This window comes from Amycolatopsis marina, assembly GCF_900111885.1.
GTDB classification, from domain to species: domain Bacteria; phylum Actinomycetota; class Actinomycetes; order Mycobacteriales; family Pseudonocardiaceae; genus Amycolatopsis; species Amycolatopsis marina.
The window spans coordinates 141,128-163,504 of record NZ_FOKG01000010.1 but is presented as its reverse complement, the minus strand read 5'-3'; the positions used below and the strand labels follow the sequence as shown (position 1 = coordinate 163,504).

General features: G+C 66.0%; 4 protein-coding genes (1 of these 4 running past the window's edge). 1 reads left to right on the top strand and 3 read right to left on the bottom strand.

Annotated features, from left to right (window positions below; genetic code table 11):
• Positions 1-68: 68 nt before the first annotated feature.
• Both BM199_RS17790 and BM199_RS17785 read right to left on the bottom strand, forming a co-directional pair.
• Positions 69-383: a hypothetical protein gene (locus BM199_RS17790; RefSeq protein ID WP_143101853.1), complete on the bottom strand. Its 315-nt coding sequence runs from the start codon at positions 381-383 to the stop codon at positions 69-71.
• Positions 380-1,315, bottom strand: coding sequence for an SseB family protein (locus tag BM199_RS17785; RefSeq protein ID WP_177242668.1), 936 nt, complete (start codon positions 1,313-1,315; stop codon positions 380-382). The genes BM199_RS17790 and BM199_RS17785 overlap by 4 nt, the downstream gene beginning before the upstream one ends.
• 70 nt (positions 1,316-1,385) lie before the next feature.
• Here BM199_RS17785 and BM199_RS17780 point away from each other — a divergent pair, with 70 nt between their 5' ends.
• Positions 1,386-3,068, top strand: a complete 1,683-nt coding sequence (locus BM199_RS17780) for a right-handed parallel beta-helix repeat-containing protein (protein WP_091674379.1) — start codon at positions 1,386-1,388, stop codon at positions 3,066-3,068.
• Here BM199_RS17780 and BM199_RS17775 read toward each other — a convergent pair.
• On the bottom strand, positions 3,065-22,377 hold the 3' end of the coding sequence (locus tag BM199_RS17775) for a scabin-related ADP-ribosyltransferase (protein WP_091674378.1). The gene runs 36,880 nt beyond the window's last position; only the last 19,313 of its 56,193 coding nucleotides appear in the window; the start codon falls outside the window, past its right edge — the gene reads right to left on this strand; it ends in the stop codon at positions 3,065-3,067. The two genes, BM199_RS17780 and BM199_RS17775, sit on opposite strands and share 4 nt — an antisense overlap.

The following is a 22,377-nucleotide window of genomic DNA, read 5'->3' as shown; positions in this document are numbered from 1 at the left end:
GGCGACCGGGTGGTGCCCCGGCCGGTGCGCGAGAAACACCACGCACCGGCCGGGAGGTCAATCGTGCGTCAACCAGTGGGCCGACGCACGGTGCAGCACTGTGGTGCGACACGCTGCGCGAAGGCGGGCTCACGCTCGTCACACCCCGGGCACACCGGCAGTTCGGCGAGATACCCGGCTCCAGCGGGGACACAGGCGGCCCCACACGCGGCGCGGTAGGCGATGCCGTCGCGGTATCGAACCGGCTCCGCGCCGATCGAAACCCAGTGCGAACACCGGCGGCCCTTCTCGGCAACACCGCCGAGCATGACGTGACCGGAGGTAACCGCGGGTAGGTCAGTTCCACCTGACGTGGACGACGTGGTTCGGATGGTCGCTGTCATGGTTGTTCACCCGCCACGGCATCTCCGCCTAGTACGGCGAAAGCGGCGGCGAGCAGATCGAGCACCGTGTCCCCCGGCAGGATCAGTTCTGTAGGGGTGCCGGGATCGAAGCACAGGGTGTGCCCTGGGCCCGGCCAGTTGGCCAGCACGGCGAGAAACGAGACCTCGACCCAGTGTGGATCCTTCCTGGCGGCCCGTCGCAGTGCGGTCGTGGAACTGAACAACGGGACGAGCGGGGACTCGTCGTCACCGACGATCCGCCACGGAAAGTCCTCGTCGTGAATGTGGTCCGGGTCGGACACCGCGCGCTCGGTCAGCACGACCACATTGGAGCTGAGGAGCGTGAGCAGGAACGCGTCATGGTCCTCTTTGGCCAATGCCTCCCGCAACTGTTCCTCCAGGTCGTTGACCGGTTCCGTGTCGGCGGGGTCCGGCTCACCGCCGAGACCCGTCTGGCATTGTCGACGAATTCGCGCCACCGCCTCAGCTGCTATCGCATCCTGCACATCGTCGATGGCGACCAGTGACCGTTTTTCCCGTGCGAGGTCGACCACCGCATCGATCGGCAGAAACACGCCGATCGGAGCACCCGGATTGACGGCGAGGTGATAGTCGCTGTCCTGCCACAGTTCCCACAGCGATCCGAAGTCGATCTCCCGGTACTCCGCCGCCGCCGCGCCGAGCGACCAGGACAGCGAGCCGGGAGAGGTGAACGTGAGCACGTGTTCCCGTTGCAGCGGGAGCTCCCTGGCCAGAGCGCGCCGCTGCTCGGTGTCGGGATCCGGCAGCGTCGGAACGTACAGTGGCGCCTCCATCAGCAAACGCGCGTAACGCGAACCGTCTCCGGCGGTCAATGCCTCGGCCATCGCACGCTCGACGTCGTTGTCCGGCTGCCACTCGGCTCGCACGGTGATCACCTCCTCCCATTCCATGAAACCTCCCGGGTGCAACGGGTGTCGTCCTGCTTCGCCACCGGTGCGGGTACGGGTATGGTCACCTTCGATGGCACGCACCCTTTTCGTCGCACCCGGACAGCGCGGGGCGCTTGGCAGCATCGGCGAGGCGCTGGACGCCGCCGATGACGGCGCCACGATCTCGCTGGCGCCCGGTGAGTACAGCGAGACAGTCGACCTACGCGACCGCAGCATCACGATCACCGCCGCCGAACCGGGCACGGTGACGATCAGCTCGTCCTCCCGCGACGCCCCGCTGCTGCGGGCGACCCGGTGCAGGCTCGAACTCCACGGGCTCGTCCTGCGCGCCACCGACGAACCCGGGATTGAGGTGCGCGGTGGCCGGGCGAAGATCACCGGCTGCGAGGTGAGCACCGAGCAGGCCGCGGCGATCAGCATCGTCGACGGGGCCGATGTGGAGCTGAGCGGCACGAAGGTGACCGGTGGTCGCTACGGACTGGTGATCGAGGAGTCCGACGGAGTCGTGGACCGCTGCGAGTTCCGCGACATCGCCGATGACGGCGTGATCCTGCGGCTCGGAACCCGCGCGACCGTCCGCAACTCGACGCTGGCCGGGTGCGGTTTCCGGGGGATCTACCTCTACCAGGCGGGCAACTCCGGCGTCGAGCGCTGCGAGATCTCGCAGACCGGCGACGCCGGGATCTCCGTGGCCGACCAGACCTCTCCCACCATCAGCGAATGCTGGATACATGACACGCAGGGGGTGGGGATCAGCGTCGGCCGCGGCTGCGGCGGTGTGGTGGACAGCTGCCGGGTCGAGAACACGGCACCACCAGGCGTTCTTCTCGCTGACGGCGCCCGTACCGAGGTCAGGGAGGGCGAACCGGATGCGGCCACTCCCCATGTCGGCGCCGCCGCGGCGACCAGCGGCAGGCAGGACCTCGAACAGGTGGAGAAGCTGCTGGCCGAGCTCGACGGGATGATCGGGCTCGCGGGCGTCAAACACGAGGTCCGCGGATTGATCGACGAGTTGCAGGTCAACGAGTGGCGGCGCAGCGAAGGGCTCAGCGTCGGCACGGTCAGCAATCACCTGGTCTTCGCCGGGGCACCGGGCACCGGCAAGACCACGGTCGCCCGTACCTATGGGGAGCTGCTCCGGGCCCTCGGGGTGCTGCCCAACGGCAAGTTCCGCGAGGTGTCGCGGCGGGACCTGGTCGGCCAGTACATCGGGCACACCGCGGAGAAGGCGGCGTCGGCGTTCGACGAGGCGCGCGGTGGGGTCCTGTTCATCGACGAGGCGTACGCGTTGTCCCGCTCCAGTGCCGGCAGCGCCGACTTCGGCCAGGAGGCCATCGACACCCTGGTGAAGCTGATGGAGGACCACCGCGACGAGATCGCGGTGATCGTCGCCGGGTACACCGGGGAGATGGTGGAGTTCCTCGACGCGAACCCCGGACTGGCGTCCCGGTTCGCGAAGACGATCGAGTTCGAGAACTACTCGCCGGAGCAGCTGGTGCAGATCAGCCGCCATATCGCCAAGGGCGAGGACTACGTGCTCGACGACGACGTGGACTCCGCGCTGCTGGAGTGGTTCGCGCACATCGAGCGGGACGAGAACTTCGGCAACGCAAGGGAAGCGCGCAAACTGCTGGAACGGATGCGCAAGTCCCAGTCCTCCAGGCTGCGCTCCCTCGGTCACCGGCCCAGCCGTACCGACCTGCGCACCCTCACCCTCGACGATCTGCTCGACGCAGTACGCAGCGAAGGCTAGGGCGCCGAGTGGCGAACAGCCAGCTCGATGGCGGAGTCCAGCCGCATCAGGTCCCGGTAGGCGTGCAGGAGGCGTTGCACCATCGCGCCCTGGTCGTCGACCTGGCCCGCGTACTCGGCGACCACATCGGCGCTGAGTTTGGTCTGGTTCTTGCCACCGCGTCTGCGCAGCTCGGTCTCCGTTTCGGTCCGGTGGGCCGAACGCGGGTTCCGGTTCGCCGCGACCGCTGCTTCGGCTGAGGTTCCCATCGCCCAGACCAGCGCGAGGTTGATCCGCCGCCGCACCACTTCCCTGTCGGCACGCCGCTGTTCCTCGGCGGTGCCGGTGTTGTCGTGGTCGATCAGGTACGACCCCAGCGCGGTGCTGGCGGCCAGGTATGCCGCCGCCGCGGACACCGTGGTGACACCGGCGGCCCTGACGTACTCGCTGGTGTCAGCGGCCGCGGCCGCCTGACTGCCCTCTCGCTCGGTCACCTCCACCAGCCTGCTCGCCACCGCGAGCACGCGCTCCTCGGCGGGCGCGGTCATGTCGAGCAGGACCTTGTAGGTGTGATCGGCGTACTCGCGGCCGTCGATGGAGGACAGGGTCGCCGCCGGCATTCCGGCCGGTGGCGCGTACACGGGCTCGAACTCGATGTGGGCACTGCGATCGTTCGACAGGTCGAGCCGCCAGCCGTTGTTCTTCATCGCGGTCGCACGTCGGATACCGAGCCGGATCCACAGCGCGGTCTCTGGATTGTCCGGCACGGTTCCACGCGGGCGCTCCATCAACCGGTCGATATCGCGCATCACCTCACCGAAGTCCGGACCTCGGAGGTCGGTGTGAATCCCCTCCGCCTGCGCGACAAGATCGGCCCGGACATCCGGATCGGCGATCGTCTCCGCCTTGCGCAGGACCTCATTGAGCGTCCGCCGCAGCGTGGCCCTGGTTCGTTCCAGGACGTCGATCCCCGCGTCCTGCCTGGTCTCCAGGACGTCCCGGGTGATCGTGTCGCGCAGACGTGCGGGAACGACGTCGTTCGCGGCCAGCGCCGGGTTGCCGTACTTCCGCTCCCGCTTGGTATGACTGGAAAGGGCGCTGGTCAACGCTCTGACCAGCGGCGATGACGATCCGCTTCCGGCGGCCATCCCGTCGGTCATGGACAGCAGGAGCGTGGCCAGCGGGAGCCGGACCGCCCCGCCCCACACACCGCTCCTGCTCTGGTCCGCGACCTGCCGAACCGCGTTGTCGAAGCGCGTCGTCTGCACCGGGATCGTGTTCAACATCTTTTCCACCACCCGGTCGAGGCCCTGGACAGAACCCGCTCCGGCATCCCGGTCGACGACGACCGTGACCCCGTGCGGGTTCTGCCCCACCACTTCGGCCTCGTTCTGCCGCGCGAACTGCCGTGCGGCGTCTTCGATCAGCACCAGCCGTACCGTGCCCGCGGCGAGCCCGTCGCGCAGCGTGCCGAACCGGGCGGTGATCACCACCCGCCGAATGCCGTCCGAGCCGGGCCGCAGCAGGTTCACCGGCTCGTCGGCCGTCCCGCTCAGTGCGGCGTCGCTGTCGATCCGCACACCACCCGCGCGGTGCTCCCGGCCGAACACCGCACCATGCCGTTCGTTGAGCAGCGGATCGTCCACGTCGATGGGGCGGACGTCGATCTCGAGGTGGTCCCGGACCCGTGCGGGCAATCCCGACTGCCGCCGCAGGCCGTGCCACACTCCCGCCGCGACATGTGCCGCGACCGCCGCGAACGAGTCGTCGCTCACCGTTGCCGCATGGTCCGGGGCGGCCAGCGCCTCGTCGATGGCCGCCGACGCCCGGAGCATGGCCGCGTGCGCACTCGCCAGGAAACGTGCCGTGTCCTTGACGAACCGCGCGTCGGGAATCTGGCCCTGTGGGAAACGTCTGCCCTCCTCGTGCGCCTTCTTGGCCTGCTCGGCGCGCGGTTCGAAGCCGAGGTTCGCGGCGAACTCGGTGACCGCGCGGGTGGCGGCGTTGATCGCACCGCCCGGCGCGAATGGCGAGCCGACCGTGAACGCCTGCACGCCGGCCGCTCCCAGACCGGTGGCACCACGCATACCCGCCCACAGCGCCTGGTTTCCCAGCTTGTGCACTCCGCGGAAATAGCTCTGCCGGATCTTGACGGCCTCCTTGACCAGTGCGGCCAGCACCTCGCCGCGGTCCGCCCGCCCGGCGACGTCCTCGGGCACCAGCACGCGGATCCCGCGCCCCGTATGGAACACCTCGGACTTGGCGACGACGTCGGCCGCCCGGTCGCCAGGCTCGATCGCGCGCCGTCCCGGTGGCGCCGCCACGAACTCGATGTCGAGCTGTGCGGCACCGCGCATCCGCCTGCTGACCGGCACACCAGTGGCCCTGCGGTCCTTCGGGTCCTTCCAGTGCGCCACGGTGAGTCGCGGATTGGGCGGCGGGTCGATCGTCTCGTTCGTTGCGGGAAGGATGCGGGTGTCGGCCCGGTCGCGGACCGCGGTGACACGGGCCGGCCCGAGCACTGTTCCCCGCTGGACCTCCGCCACCGCCGAACGGAGCCAGCCGATCGCCGACGCGCGGCGGCGCGGATCGGACGGCGCACCCTGTTCCGGCGGCGGGGCGGGCGGCTGCGCGGTGACGTCGTAGCCGCCCATGGCCGCCCCACTCACCACGCCCCGGTCGCCGAGTTCCTCGTGCAGGCGGCGGGCACGAGCACCGACATCGGTCGCGTCCCCGTGGATGTCCGCTTCGGACAGTTGCGCATAGGGCCGACCCGGTCGGTTCGCGGCGATTTCCCGCGCCTGCGCGTGCCGATTGATCAGCCCGCTCGACTGCAGCCTGCCGATATACAACGGGCTGGTGATGGTGTGCAGCAGCGAGCTGAGCAGGGCGCCGGACATCGCGACCGCGGGCAGGACCTCGATCTTCGTCGTGGCGATCAGCAGGTGAGCCAGCCCCGAGTCGGGCAAGGTCGCCATGGCCACGCCTGCGGCGACGGTGGCCACCGCCGCGGGGATGGCCTCCTTGGCGTACAGCTCGATGAGCTTGACGGTCTGCGCCGGGTTCTCCCGCAACGCCAGCGCGTGCAGCTCGCGCAGCTTGACGTCGATCGCTCGCTGGACGTCTTCCGCGCGCACGTCGGTCAGCGCCCGCTCGTTGATCCACAGCACATAGTGGCCTCTGCTGAGCCACTCGTGGGCGACCGGCTCACCGTGCGGGAACAGTTCGGCACGCCGATGTGGCTCCGGTGTGTGCAGTTCCACCGAGAAGCCCTCCCAGACCGCGCGGGCCCAGCGCAGCGGCGGGCGGAACCGGTACAGCGGACGCATCAGTCGCGCTGGGTCACGGTCCGCGGGCCGCTGGACGTCGGTGATGTCGGCCGGTGCGAGCCGTACCGCGGGCATGGATTCCTGTGCCACGGCAAGGTTGTCCACATCCGCTCCCGCGACCGCGCGTTCCACTGTGCGCAACCACGGGTTCACCAGGTCGTCCGGGTCCGACGCGTCGTCCAGCAGTCGCCGCGCGGTCGGCGAGAGCTCCGCGACGAGTCGCCGGTACGCCCCCGGCGGTAGTTGCGTGGCCGACAGTGCGGGGTCGACGAGCCGGGTGGCGAGCGTGTGCGCGAGTTCCCGCTGCCGGTCGCGGTCCGCCACTGATTCGGTGGCCGCCTGCCGAGTCGCGTGCTCGTGCAACGCCGCCAGGTACTCCACGCGCGCGATCTCGACCAGGTCCTGAGGGGACAATCGACCATGCTGCCGGCCGCCGGACACGGTCCGCACCCGTGGGTCGAGCACACCGCGCGGCCCCGGCCGGTCGGACATCCCGAGCCGAGCGCGCGGGCCCGCTTCGGCGAGGCCGATCCGCCGGGCCAATAGTTCGGCCACCCGGACGAGCGCCTCCGGAGTGAGCGGGCCGCCCGCATGCCGGCCCAGCGCCTTGAGTACTTCGGGAGCCAGTGCGAGCAGATCGATCCGGCGTGGTTTGCCCCGTCCGTTCACCGGCCGCACTTCCAGTGTCGCCTGCTCGGTGACTCGTGCCAGCACCGGGCCGAACCGGCCCGCCAGATCCGTGTCCGGATCCACGGCGGTGGCCCGGAGCATGGCGGCGACCTCGGTCACGGCCGAGAGCACCCAGCGCTCGCCGCGACGCAGCGACACTCCGTCCCGGGTTCGAATGGTGTTGTCGATGGCGTCCAGATCGGCGTCGCGGGGCACCGGTCGAGTCAGGACCCCGGACCGCTTCGGCTCGGGTGTTGCCGGGAACGGGCCGAACCGGTGGCCTGAGCGCGCCGTCACGACCTCGTCGACCAGCACGCGCACCTCGGGACCGAGAATCCGTGCCCAGAATGGGCGCAGCCGCGCGCCGTCCGGATCCACCAGCCCGGCCCGGTACGCCTGCTCAGCCACCCGATCGGCCACCCGGGCACGCTCGCGGACGAGATGATCGATTCCGGGAAGGTCCTCGCGACGACGGGCAAGCCCCAGTTCGTCGACGAGGTGCCGGTCCAGCGCCGCCAGCGCGGTGAGCTCGACCGCGACCTCCCGATCACCGTCCGGCAGCTGGGCATGCGCCAGTTTCTCGGCGGCCAGCGCCGGGGCAATGCGTTCGATCGCCGCGGTCACATCGCGGTCCCTGCGCCACGTCTTGCTCCGGCCCGCGACCTCGGGCACCGAGGCGAAGGCGGGGACGCTCAGGTGTCGCCCGCCCGACGACCGGAGTCGTCCGTCGCCGTCGAGCGTCACCCCGCGCGCCAGGCCGGCCCGATCCGCGTGCAGTGCGGCCAGTGCGCGGTGCACGGCGGCGTGCTCTCGCGGGGACACCCGAGGGGTCCTGCCGGTGAGGCGGTCGTACAGCACCTGCGCCGGACCGGGCAGCTGGTCCGCGTCGACGGGCTGCCGATCGGCGAGCATGTCGCGAAGCAGCACCACGACGCGGCGCCGGGTCGCGGTTTCGCCGATCTCGTGCGCCGCGGCCAGCACCCGGAACCGGGCGGTGGTCTGGTCCAGCCCGTCCCGTGCGGCCACGGCGTCCGCGATGTCCGTCAGCACTCCCAGCGGATCGGCGCGCAGCCACGCGTGCACATCCGTGTGCACCCGCGCGGTACTCGCGATCAGCGGTTCGGTGCCCGCCGCGACGACCACCTGGTGGGTGCCGTCCCCCGCGTCGACCACGTGTACCGCGGCGGCCAGGTCCGCCCCCTGCACGGCCGGGGTGAGCACGTCGCGGGCGATCGCACGGGTCAGCGCGACCTCCACGGCGGGCAAGAGCCGGTCGATCACAGCGGGAGACAGGGCTCGGCGCAGCGCGAGCATGGTGCCCATGTCCGTCGAACCATGGTCGGTGAAGGCGTTGTGCAGGCGTGCCAGCGCCGTGCCGACAGCGAGGTGCGGCGCGGTGCCGGCCGCCTCGGCGAGGACCCGCGCGTGCTCCTCGGCGAGCCGGACCACCTCGCCCGCGGCGTGCTCGACCTGCTCCGCGCTCAGCGCGGTGTCGACGGCGGGGATGTCGAACCGCCAGGCCTGCGCGTCCAGGGCGGTCGTACCGTCCTGTCCCGGCCGCGGTGTGCCGGGCGCGACGATCTCGCCGAGCACGTCACCGACCTGTCGTACCCGGTCCCCGCGCACCGAACCGACCGCTACTGCCGGTGTCGCCGTTGTCTCGATGGAAGGCTGGGTGTTGCCGGCGGCCAGCGGGCGACGAGCGGCGAACCGGCTGTCCGCGTTGGCTTCCCTGCGCGCCTGGCGGACGAGGCGGACCAGCGAGCGGTCGGCCAGTTCGCCGCGCAGCACCTCGAACCGCCTGCGCGAGCGCAGGGCCCCCGCCTCGTCGAGTGCGGTGCGCACTCGCTGCCAGCTCCGCCGCAGTTCCGCCGATTCCGTGTCACCGTGGGGGCGTTCCTCGAGCGCTCGGTGCCGGTGCAGTTCCCAGCGGATGCGCGCGACGTGTGCGGCGTGTTCCGGGGTGACCGGCGCGGTGAGCGGGCTCAGGTAGTGCAACGGCGCGTCCGAGCCGAGGGCGTCCATGGCCCGAGCCGCGATCGCGGGCTGGATGTGCTCCTCCGCCACGGCTGCCATCGTGCCCACGAGCGCGGCGCCGATGTCGCGCCGGACAGCAGGCCGTGCACTCGCCTCGCCGAGGTCGAACTCCCCGACGAGGTGGCGTCTGCCGGTGGCGTCGATGAGGTCCACCCGGAGCAGCCCGGTCACCTCGTCCCGCTCGTAGTCGAGGATCCCCTCGACCGGTGACCGCCGGTCGACGTCGGTCCAGACGTGAAAGCTGATCTCGTCACGTCCTGCCGCCACGTCGGTCCGCAGCGACACCTCGGCGAACTGGTGGTACGGCTCGGCCTCGATGGTCTCGGCGATCGCCCGCAGTTCGGTCCGCACCGCCTTCACGTCCCGGTCCCGCGCGGTGTCGGGCAGGGCGTCCAGTCGCCACGGCGACCCCTTCCAGCGCGGGATCGCCTTGTGCAGTCGCCGACTCCGGGGTACCCGCCCCGCGGCGGGAGGTGTGGAACTTTCCACGGGCCGCGCGCCGGCCGTTTCGACCAAGACCGGGGCCGGCTCTGGCGCGATTATGCGATGCCGCGGAATGTCCTGATCGGACAGTTCAGCCTGTGCGGTTCGGACCATCCCGGCCAGCGTCACGTCCAGCATCACCAGTGCGCGCCAGATCGCGGGTTCGAGCAGGACCGCACGATCGGCCGCCTGTTCCGGCACCCGCAGTCCGATACGGGCCGGTGCGGTTTGCACCCAGCGGCCGTCCGCGGTCAGTCGCAGTTCCGGCGCCGCCAGCCATGGTTCTTCGGCCGCGTGAAACTCGACATTCACCTCCAGTCCATGTAGCATTTGAACCTGATAGGCCATCGCGTTGTGGCTGTCGAGACGGAGGCCGACGAGGCCCGTCCCGTTCTCGGCCTGCCTGGTGAAGAACGACTCCAGCCAGGGAGCAAGCGTCCGCTGATCAGCGGTGGAAAAGACACCCAGCCTTTCATAGGCCAGGCTTGAGAGTGTCACTTGCTCGCCTGCGAGAGTGACTTCCGGTACCGGCGCCTCCGGTTGTGGTGGAGCTGGACCGTCGGGTCTGTCCGATCTGGCTCTCCCGGGAACGGATGGCGGCGAAAGCCCCTCCCCGCCCATACCCGCGCGTCTGGGAGTTACTCCCCCACCATCCGCGTGTTCCACATTGGATAATCGAAGCGTCGGCGGCGGTGTGCTCCCGTAGTGCGCATCCGCACCGCGTGTGCCGCGATCGCTGTCCGAACCGGGTGGCGGCGCCGGTTCTACCGGTGGGCCGTGTCCCGAACCGTCCACCGCTCGCGGCGGCAGCTCTCCCGCCGAACCACCACCTCCGCTGTCGATCGGCTTCGGCCCGTCGGGCGGCGGCGCCGATATGCCCCCGCCGGGCTCCGGCCCGTCGTCATTCGACGAAGCAGCTGCACCCAGCAGGAACTCCCAGCCGGCCTCGTTTCCAATGCGGCCACGAGCCGTCAACGGCACCCGAACGATTCGATCCCTCACCCGTAGATAGGCCCACCAGAACCCGATCGGTCCCTTGTCCGGCGACGGCATTTCCGGGCCGACTCGTACCTGTCCATCGGTGGTGATCCAGACCTGATCCGAGGGAACCACCAGGACCCGGGTCGTGGGAAGCAGGGCAAAGAAGCCAGCGACTGTCTGCATGTTCGCCGGAATCGCGGTCCCGTTTTCGCCGAGCAAAATTACTCCCTCGACATCCACCTGCTCCCGCAGCGAATCGAGAAATCCAACGCGCTTCGCGGCCTGGAAGAATTGCGGCCACGACACGTTGTTGGCCTCCCCCAGCGGGTCCGGCAGCACGAGGCCGCGGTGGTCGGCTGTACCGACACTTAGCACGTGCCATCCGGCCACTTCGGGCAGTTGCGCCACCGTGTGCCGGGCCGCTGCCCCCGTCATCCGGCTGATCAGGGACGGCTTCTCCGGTACGAGACCGATTGCCGTGCCGGCGGGAATCTTCGTCGCGGGCCTCTTGAGCGAGCCCTCGATGCGGTCGTCGTCCAGCCACGGATACGGTTCCGGTGGTTTCGTCTGAGGTTCCAAATAATGCCGCTCAAGCGGAATCTCGTCGCTCGTCAGACGCTCCGCGCGCCCTGGCTGTCCCAGCACATACCAGGCGTTCGTCGTCGAATCGTACATCGCGAGTACTGGACCGTCCCCGCGTTGAACGACCGCGTAAACGTAGCCGTCTCCTTCCCGCCACAGCAACCTGCCGCCCGCGCCGGATCCCAAGTGCAGCTCGAGCTTCCCTCCATTGGAGACCCACCTGGGTTCGACGTGGCCATCAAGACCGATCGGCGAGAAGGAACTGGCTGCAATACGAGGGTCCCACGTCTCAGGAGCGATCAGCTGCTGCCCACTCATCGAGACACGCCGCCGGCCCGACACAAAGCTGCTCTTCTCGTGGACGCTCTCGGCGGCTCGCTTGTCTGCCAGGTACTCCTCGATGGCCTGATGCCACCACCGTGCGGACGCCGCCTCCGCACGGGCTCGCCGCGCCTCCACCGCGGCCAGCACCGCCTCCTGATGCGCTCGATCAACCTCAGCAAGGCCGCTGTGCCGGTCCTTGTCGACCAGCACTGCTCGCCTGAGGTCGTCCTCGCGACGAAGCCACTCCGCCACCGCACGCTCGGCCTCGTCCGCGTCCCGCTCACGCGCCGCCGCCGTGGCGCTGAACTGCTGGAGGTCCATGCGTACTTGGTCAGGCAGGACCGCCACTGATCGAACGTGGTGCTCGTCAACGAATTCCTGATAGGTCAGATACCCGTACCGAGCCTCGACGACAGCCAGTGAGTCGGCGGTGGGATGCGGCGACCCATCGAGCCGAAGCGCTTGACCCGGCAAGAAAACAACCTCACCGCCGGGGAGTTCCGCGCCCCTGGCGAACATGCCGTCGGGCGTTACACGGGAGCTCGGCTCCAACTTGTGCGCAAGCGCGACCGTTGTGCCGCTCCTCGAATCTGCCAGGACCAACTCACCCGGGACATCCGGGTTGGTTCGCCACTGCCACAAATCCCTGTGTCTCACACGGGTAAGACTGAGGGGATGAGCCGCACGGCCGGCAACCGGGCTCACCGTGGACGACACCCAGTCACCGGCGGCGTTTTGATACCGAATGCGCGTGTTCTCGGACAAAGCCAACTCCGTTTGGACCAGGAAGTCGGCGACCTCCTGGCCGATGACCGCAGTGCTCGGGTACCGCTGCGTGCCCACGGTCACCTGCACGACCTCTCCCTCGTGCACGGTGATGGTCCCGACCGCGATCACCGGGTCCACCGCGGTCCACGCATGCACACGACCGTCCAGGTGCCGACCCAGATCCAAGTGCAGCGTCCGGTCCGCTCGCAACTCGAAAGGCGCGACCCCGTCAGCCAGTACTCGCGTATCCAGGATATCCGCGGCACTGTCCAGCAATCGCCCGTCTGGCCCGATCCTCGCCCGCCGCCAATCGGAAAGATCCAGACCGGTGGGAGCGGAACCCTCGCCCTCGAACAAGGGAAACACCAAGCGTGGCAGTCCGGCACGACGATCTGCCACACTTCCCAGCTGTTCGGGGTCGGGCAGCGGCGTCGCTGCCAGCGCTCCGTCCCAATCCGGTCCCGGGAACTCAGGAGCCGCCGTGTCCTCGCCGGATTGCTGCCGCACGATCTCATCGGGTGGCGCGGGAAGCAACTCGCCTTGCTGATGCAGCGGCAGGACGCCATACCAGGCGTGCTCCTGCTGGTACAGGCCCAGTGTCCTACGCCCCAGTCCGGTATTGCCCCCCACGGTGTACACCTCGTACGGAGTGGGGAAGTCAGGCGAGGTGACACGCATCAAGTTGGCGCGATTCAGGAGGTCTCGTCCCTCGGCGAGATCTTCCCGTAGAGCCTGGAGCCGATCTATGTCGACCTCCGAACTGCCTTTCAGCCCCGCATTAAGCACTCCTACAGCATTTTCGGTGTCATCCAGTTCCTCCGCCAGCTTCAGGAGGACCTGCGCCGCCGCCTCCCGCCCCTCGTCGTCGGACTTCCAGCGCACGTCGCGCAGCGCGGCTCCGGCAAGACTTGGACCTCGTGCGGTGAACGACACCTCTCCGACGCCGGAGCGCGCCAGCCAGTCGTACAGTTCGGCGTGGAATGAACGCATGGCGTCCGGCAGCAGCGGATCGTCGTGCCAGCTCGTCAAAATCGGATCGTGGCGTACGGTCAGTCGCCCGCCATCCGTACGCTCCGCAGTCAACAACATCGTGCCGATCGCGCCGTCGTCGCGCTTCTGGTGGTCTGGATGCAGGATCAGAATGCGGAACTGCATCATTCTGGGACTCAATGGCGATTTCCTTGCAGGCAATTCCACCTCGACCCGGAAACCACCGGACTCCCAGCGCCGGAAAGCCTTTGATAGCTGCCGGGCGATAGCATGCTGCCACTTCGTGCCTTCCTCAGTGGTCAGCGGAAACAGCTCACCCAGCAGAGGCGGACGGTCCGGCGTCCAAGGTGGATTGCTCCACAACCGTTCCCGCACCCTGCCGTGAGAGAGATCCTCCCCCGGCATGACTACCACCGGAAACTGTGGCCGCGGGGGTAATTTCCCGGCGATGGCCAGAACCGAACGTAGATAGGTCCCGTCGGCGGGGGTCGGCCGCAAACGAAGACGTTCAAGAGCGTCGAAGACCAAGTGCAGCACGGCTTCTTCCGGCCGCCGATGACTGCGCAAGTAGGCTGCCACGTGCGTAAAGTCCTTTGAGACTTCATAAAGATCTCGGGCGAACCCCGCCACTTCCTTGCCAGCATAGGAGCGGAGGCTCTGTGGCTGGTTCATGGACTGGCCCAGGTCTTCTGGCCTGCCAAGGCCGACCCGGCCGGTAGCCGGATCATAGGTAAACCGGTCCAGATAGGAACCCTCAAAGTTCCCGCTGAGAACGATGCTGTCGAAAGCCTGCGTGGTAGTGGCCGCATCGAGCACACCCAGCAGTTTCTCGCGCAGCACATTGGGCTCCATCCCCACGGCAGCGAGGATCCGTGACTGGTGCTCCACTGGCCACGTGCCTACATCGAGCCGACCGCGCATCCAGTCGAACGAACGGCTGTCCGGGTGCGGCGTTGATCCGCCAGGGAATTCGTGAATGGCGGCGAGTACCTGCGCGACGGCTGCCCATGCGGTACTCAATAAATTCCGCTCGTCGGGCGTCGCTGTCCAGCGAGCGGCAAGGTCTCGCAGAGTATGTGTGGTTCCGGGTGACGTCACCAAGTAATATTGAGTGCCCGACTGGTCCCGTATCACAGCTCGGACACGGGGTACCTCCAGACCGGGAATCGGCACGTTCGCGAGACGATCCAGGCCAACGAGAGCGTTGGCGAGAGCGCCAGCCGAGATGAAGCCCCTTGAGGTCACTGTGCCCGCATCCAGTCCCACGGCTCGGGCAACGCGCGGACCGTTCACATCCGGGGACGTGGCAACGCGCAGCCGGTCCAGGTCAAGCACAGGCAACCGCGCATTGAAAATCCTGAGGTCTTCTTGCTCCGTGCGTTCGTCGCGAAAGCGGCGGCTGTCCACCACTGCCCACGCGGCATCAGTCACTTCGGCCAAGCGGACATGGTCAAGCAAGTTGCCGCTAACCGAACCGAGATCGCCGGTGGTCTCAGACCGCCCCGCACCCTGCCCGCCGGGAGCCGAAGATTTCGCCTCTCGCTTCCCGCCCCAATCACCACCAAACAGCCGACCGTGCGCCTGATCGTTCAGTTTCGGGAACATTTTATGGTCAAGACCGCCGCCGCGACCATGCACTTCGGGCGCGAAATCTGTGTCTCGCGTACCGCCAATTACCACACGCCCTGCGTGAGCCCAACCCCCACCATCTGTCTCCGTAACACCTACAGGAACGTCACCACGCGACTCCACAACAGTTTCTGATGCATCGGTTCGATCGACGATGTCCGGACTTCCCGTAACGCGGGCTCTCTCATCCGATTGGCTGGCGCCGGAATCGGCGACAAGTGGGGCAGTCGCATCCTCAACACGTGGGGAACTCCAGCCGACAAAATTCGGGTTAGCAATCCACTCACCGAGCGTTCTGTCGTCGTTGATTAAATACGCGCCTTTGATGAACTCGGACCGAATGCCGCCTGGGAATGCGACCTCCTGCTCCTGCGCATTCTTCGGCGCCCCGTCTTCGCCCACGGTTGCTATTACATCTATGCCACCTGGTGCATCGATCACATACCAGTAGTTCTTCTGCGATTCCCGATATAGTTCTTCATTCCTTGTGGTGCTTACAAAAGCAGAGCTATCAGTTGTCATCAAGTGGCTGTAGAGATTAGTATAATGGCCCGCCGGAGCAAATCCTTCCTCGAACACTTTCCCCGGACCACGGTACTCCTGCCGGTACAAAATCTCGGAAGTCGCACGCCACACCGGTTTATCTGGCCAAATTCCGCAATCAAAAGTGCCGTCCGCTTGCTCAAATCCGAGATCGACCTCTTCCACCGCAACACGATGGCGCCACTCAGAAGGAGAGATGTCGACCACAGCAGGGTTCCGGCGGGCCACCATTTTACCTTCAGGCGAAGTCGAACCACCGTTGGGCGTGGTGTGGTATACAACCTGGCCAGGAATTCCGCGATCGTCGGAAGACCTCGGTGCCGGTCGGTTGACGATTCCCCTATCGAGCTCCAGCAAAGATCGCAACGTCCTCGCATACAAGGCAGCAAGCTCTTCCCACCGCTGCGCGTCCGGGCCTCCGTCGGCCAGCCCCCGGTAAGCCTTGGCGAGCCGCTGTACTACGTCGTGAATCGTGTTGCTCTTCAACACTCCGGGCAGAGAGGCCGTCCGCACGGCGCGCTCGTACTCCTGCAGGAAGAAGTCCTGCAGGTGCGCGGCACGGCTCACCAGTAGGGCTATGGCATACGACCTGACCTCGCGGACCGTGGACTCACCACGAATCGCCCGGCCACGGCTGTCCAGCGAACCGTGCACTGTCTCCGGGTCGATCATCGTGACAGCACCAGTGTCGGACGACCAAAGCAGGTTTCCGCCGTGCGCGTCACCGTGCCGAACGGCAGTCCATTCCGGCTTTGCCTTCGTCGCGGCCGTGGCCAGATCATCGAGCGCAGTCACCATTGCGCCGTCCACGAGATCAAGTCGTCCAGCATTGCGGGCCTGCTCATGGAGCTCGCGAAGCTCGTTCAGCGCCCGAGTAGTCCAGTATGATCCTGCGGCACCTTGTGGTAAGGGCTGAGCGTCCTGTTCCCCTCGGAGCACTGCACCTCGGCTCTTCCGACTTGATCCTGGCCCTCGCGGCGTCTCGGGATGCATGGTCAGCAAGTGCAACTCGGCCAGTGCTCGTGCGTGAGCAGCCACCGCGTTCCGAAGGTCGCCCGGGTCTCGGTCTCCGCCGGCGATCTCGTCAACAATCCTGGAGATCGACTCGCCCTGGCCAATCTCCATTACGACCGCGCCCACGGTCACGTTCCCGTTGGTGACCTTGCCGGCCGCCACCACATCGGCGAGGTTTACGTGTTCGAACGGGACATGCCGCAAAAAGTCCATGGCGGAGAGGTGCCGTGCGAAGCCTTCGGGAGTCTCATACATCCGCACCAGCCAAGCCGCGCCACTCGTGTGCTGTACCCGGTAGACCTTGTGATACACCCGCCATTCGCCATGCCGGGTCACGGACAGCTCGTCCGGGTCGAGGTCGAGTTGCCCGGCAACGAATGTGCCCAACGCGTCTCGGTGCTCGGCGCCGAGATCTGTGCTGGTGTCATCGCCCATCTCTTTGAGGAGTTTCTCCCCTGACTCAAGCTGAGGCAGGCCGGCGTCCAGCTCGATTCCGGGGATGTCCGGCGTAGCGGCCAGTAGTTCCGACAGCCCCGCCTGCGAAACCACTGCTTCCGGCCGGGCTGGGTCCTGCTCGTCGACACGCGTCTTCCTGGACAGCCGCAGCAACGGCTCCACGGCAGGCGATTTGGCTTCGGAGAGGGTGGCACGCAGTGACTGCACGGCGAGTTCGCGGAGTGGACTCCATCCCTCGGTGATCTTGCCCGTCGAGTACAGCGATATCGGCATCACCGTGTGGTCACCGAATAGCATGAACGCGCGCCACACGCCTTCGCCCTTGGTACCGACGAGCAGGTCCGCGGTCGGTGGTGAACCGAAGGGCTGGTCGTTGACTCGCGGTCCGACAGCCCTGGTGTCCTCGCTCGGCACGACCAGGATCCGCAGCTCCGGGTGGGTGCGCGCCAGTTCGGTGACCACGGCCGGAGTGCCGCTCGCACCCACAGCCACACCATCCAGTACCCAGTGTGCGGTGGCCTCCGCGCTCCTAATTCCTTCCCCACCGGCAGCACGCACACCCGCGTGGACTCGCGCGATCTGTCTCCAGGACACGCCCACCGTGCGCCCGTCAGAGCGACGGAACGTCATCCCGCTCGCATCGGCCCCCGCGAAACTCGTTCGGTCCCAGCCGGCCTCGACCCGAATCTCGGCGTTCGCGTCACGGGCGACCGCGTTACGCGCGCTCTCTATCGGGTGCCGGGCCACCTGCAGGGCGCCGCGCGCGAGCGATGACAGCCAGTTGCCTCGCGAAACTTCCTCCCCTACCTGCTTTCCGCGATAGACCTCACTCGTCCGCTCCCGCAACAACGCCGCGACCTCGTCATCGGAAATTTCCTCCAGATGCGGCACGAGGTCTCGCTCCGGCTCCAGATAGAACTGTTGTCCGTTTCCGGTGACATCAGTATCCGTAAGCAGCCGCACGTCACCAGTTGGTTTCACCTCGACCCAGTGGTGTTCGGCACGGCCGCGGAGCAAGTGCCCCAGCGGCAAGCGCATCACCAATACCTGCTCACCATCACGTTCGATCCAAGCGAAGAGGCCGCCCTCGCCTTCACGCCACAGCACCGTCGCCCTGGTGCGGGACCACGCATCCTGGGCCAGCCAGCGCAACTCCTGGCGGCCCGCGACTTCGACCCAGCGCGCTTCACCGGCGCCAAGACCCACCATCGGCAGACCGGGTTCGTCACGCATCAACACGAACTGGCTCAGCCCCGTGGCCCACTCCCGAACCAGGTCACGCGCTCGCAGATCAGCTTCGAAAGCATCCAATGCCGCCGACCACCACGATGCCGCGGCGACCTCAGCGGGAGGACCGGCCTCCCGCATCACACGCTCGAAACTCTCCCGCAACGCGGCACGCTCAGCCGCGGACAATCGGCTATGCCGCGCTTCCGCAGCCAGCACGGGATCAGCACCCGCGTTCGCGGTACCGTCCGGCCAAACCCCCTGCCCGGCTGCGAACGCCACCCGGCCGTCAGCGAGCCGGACCGCATCCAAAACACGTCCGTCCCGCGCCACCTCGCGCACCATTTCCGCATCACGTGCACCGGCGAGAACCGCACCCGTAGCGGAATCCACCAGCACCGGTCCCCCGGCCTCCGGACGCCACACGGCCTCCGGTCCGACCACGGGGGATGCCAATCGAGAATCAGCGCCATCTTCGGCAACATCGCTCTTATCGCGGTAACTTTGGACCGCATCCTCGGCAGCTTCACGCAGTTCCGCAGGGGAAGCCGGTGTTAATGGATCGCTGGTCCTGCTACCCCGTGCCAATGGAGTATCGACATTCTCCGCCGCGCGGAACGACAGGGTGTACTCATGTTCGGAACCCACCGTATCGGTCAAGGTAACCTGCATGAGCGCAGGAACTTGCACAAACAGATTGTCGAAGACGCCGGAACTAGGACCAGTAGGCTTGACCTTTATCTGAGCGAACGGACTCAGTGTCCCATCTGCGTGTCGAAGTACTCCCTGGTATTCTCCGGTCGTCGCAGTTCGTTTCAGCTCGGCGTCCAAAACCAGCGTTCCCGCTGACGTCTGGACCTCACCCCGAACTGCCAACGGTTTAGCCAAGTACTCGTTCACATTGCGAACATCGACGAGCACTCGACCCGTCGACCCGTCACCTGTAGGAAGTTCTCCGGCGAACACCCACGCCACGTGCTTTCGCTCGAAGGTATCCGCAGGCTGCCAACGGGTAACGGCGAACAGTGCAGTCGCTTGCTCCTTAAGCACCAAATCGTCCCCGAAGAGGGTATCCACAAGAGCACGGAAACTCTGTGTCGATTCCTGCCACTCCTCCTGCGAGTCACCATCAGCGTGATCAGCAGAGAAACGCTCGTAATGATGGCCGATACGCTCGACACGGTCCTTGTTAGGCGGCCTATAATCCGCGTCTCGAAGGGCAGCCTCGACCATAGCCAGACTGGCATTAATACGCGCCTGAATGACACCGAGGTCGAATGAAGCGTCCCATAATCGGAACTCAGCGCGATCATTGTCTTCACCCCGAGCTGAAGACAAATTGACTGTCATGTACTCGGTGTTCGATAGGTCAGCGACCGATCGATATCCGCGATCCGGAACCTCGACCGGTTCGACCATAAAGCCGCCGCGATGATGTCCGACATCAGGGTCTGCAGCCAACCGAAGAAGAACATCAGAGAACCCACTTGCAAACCTCAGGAGCCGATTGTGATGCCTGATATCGCGACCATAGTCACCAATAGAAACGTTGACATGCAAGGCGGCACGCGGGGTGACAATACCGCCGTTTCGGCGAATAATATCAATTACCGTCGACAGATCACGCCACGTCTGAGGAGTGTCACGCAAGATCGGGGAGACAATCTCGCCGGCCACAGTAGTGTCGCTTTCCAAGCGCCAACCGTCGCGAGCGCTACTGTAGCCCTGAACCTTTCGTTCATGATGCGCCGGGACCATCTTAGTTTCGACACTGAGGCCAGCAAGGTAGAGCTCGTTGGCAATGGCCTGCAGCGCAGCGTCGCGACCTTCCTGCGAGGAGCTCGCCAGATCGAACTCCAGTTCGACACCAAACCGGCGACCGTTACCGTCCCCTCCCGTTGCAGGCTCCGTTATGTACGGAATCAGAGCCTTGCCGAACATCGCACGACCACGGTAGTTCTGGTAAACCTCATCAAACAATTCAGGGTTGCTGAGATAGGACCCGCCCTGCACACCATTGCCGACATGCCCCGACTTGTCGTCATCGGTCGGCAGGGAGCCACCGTGTTGGCCAGTTCCATCATCATCGGGGTCGGGTTGCGCCCCTTCCGGGTTACTACCCCAATTACCCCCACTGAAGTGCGTCTTAGCCTGATCCCGCAGACTGGGAAACGCGCCCCCCAAACGACCGCGGGCACGGCGCTCCTGCCCCTCCGAGACACCGCCCGCATCGCCGAATGAATCCACCCAGACCAATCGACGCCCTACCTGAGCACCGCTCGGCTGGTTGCTCCCGACACCATCGTCAGACTCGCCCACCGGGGCTTCGGACACCGACAGCTCGGATGAACTCCGGCTAACAGCGCCGGCCTGGTCCCGGTAGTGCCGCACCGAGTCCAGTGCGGCCTCACGCAACTCCTGGAGAGACGCAGGACGCACTGGATCGGCATGACCGCTGTGCTGCAGTACAGCTGGGTCAGGGTATTCAGCTGCCCGGAACGACAGGATGTACTCGCGCTCGGTCCCTGTCTCGGCGGTCACGGTGATCTGCATAAGCGTGGGCATTGAATAGAACAGACCCCGGCCAATACTGTCCGCACGGTCGGCAGTCTTGACTTTAACGTGAGTATAACCCTCTAGGCTGGGATTCGCGTAGCTGAGCTCGCCCTCAAATTCATTGGTGTCCGGGTTCTGGATCAGATCGACATCCAAGGCCAACGTGCCCTCTGGAACGTGGAGCTCACCTCGGACCGCGAGCGGTTTGTTGAAATGCACCAAAACATTAGGTTGGATATCTATTGCTACCCAGTCTGTCTTTTCGGGCACATCCGACAACTCCCCGGCATAGACCCACGCCAGGCGTTCACGTCCGAAGATATCCGCAGGCTGCCATCGAGTAGTGGCGAACAACGCGGTCGCTTGCTCTTTACGCGCCGTGTCCTCTCCGAAGAGGGTATCGACCAGAACACGGAAGCTCCGAGTTGATTGCCTCCACTGCTCTGGCGGCAACGCGTCGTCACTCACGCCAGCGAAACGTTCGTAATGATCACCGATCTGCTCTACGCGCCCCTCGTTCGGTGACACAACTTGGCGATGCTTTCGGGCCGCTTCCACCATAGCCAGGCTGGTGTTGACGTACGCCTGAATGACTCCCTCGTCAAGCGATGCGTCCCATCCCCTGAACTCGGCCCGATCGCCGTCGCGGCCGTGCGCATGAGCCAGACTCACGGCCTGGTTTCTGGTCACACCAAGCTTGTGAACCGAAGGATATCCGCCGTCTGAGACCTCGATTGGCTTGGCGTACCTGGTGCCGCGATGTTGACCGGACGTGGGATCTGCGGCCAACCGGTAGAAGACATCGGAGAAAGCTTGACCGAGACGCAGTAGCCGGTTGTGGTACCGGACCTTGCGCCCATAGTCGTGTATAGAAACATTTACATGCACCGCAGCGCGCGGAGTTGCGATACCACCATGCCGACGGATGATATCGATAACTGCCGATAAGTCCTGCCATGTTTGGGGTGTGTCTCGAAGAATTGGCGACACAATTTCTCCGGAGACAGTATGATCTTGTTCCAGTCGCCAGCCGTCACGAGAACTGCTGTAACCCTGGCTGGCGCGACCATGATGATAGGGGACCATTTTTGTTTCAGTACTCAAGCCAGCCATGTAGAGGTCGTTCGCAATGGCTTGCAAATCAGCGGAGCGATCTTTTAGCGACGAGCTCTTTAGGTCAAATTCCAGCTCGATCCCAAATGGGCGTGTGTAACCAACACCACCTGTAGCATCGTTTAGAAGATACGGAACCACAGAACGACTGAAGCTCTGACGGCCACGGAAATTTCTATAGACTTCTTCAAAAGATTCAGGATTGTTCAAGTAGGAGGAGATCGAAAAGCCGTCGGCCACACGCCGCTTCGAACCCCAATTACCGCCGAAGATTCCAGGCTGCGCCAGCTCGTTCAGCTTCAGCGCCCCTATTCTACGACCGGCACCTCCTACATGTTCCTCGGGAGCGAAATCCCTTTCGGACGAGCCGTCGAACGTCGGACGCACCACCCGAGCGCCAGCCGGATCGTTACTCGAGGAAATCGTTCCTGGCCGCGCGAGGTTCTGCTCAACTTCGCCGGTCGTGTGGTCCGAGGAGGCCTCGATCGTTGCGCCGACCCGCTCACCTGCCTGACTCGGCACGACAAAATCCTGTGCCGGCCAGAGGGGACGGTCCATCAGCCACTCGCGCCGTTCCTGCGCGGTCCACAGGCTACGATCGGCCGCGAGTTCCACCGCCAGGCCAACGA

Bases quoted from the DNA above. Each gene is read 5' to 3' on its own strand.
- BM199_RS17785 (WP_177242668.1), bottom strand. From the start codon at position 1,315: ATGGAATGGGAGGAGGTGATCACCGTGCGAGCCGAGTGGCAGCCGGAC.
- BM199_RS17790 (WP_143101853.1), bottom strand. From the start codon at position 383: ATGACAGCGACCATCCGAACCACGTCGTCCACGTCAGGTGGAACTGAC.
- BM199_RS17780 (WP_091674379.1), top strand. From the start codon at position 1,386: ATGGCACGCACCCTTTTCGTCGCACCCGGACAGCGCGGGGCGCTTGGC.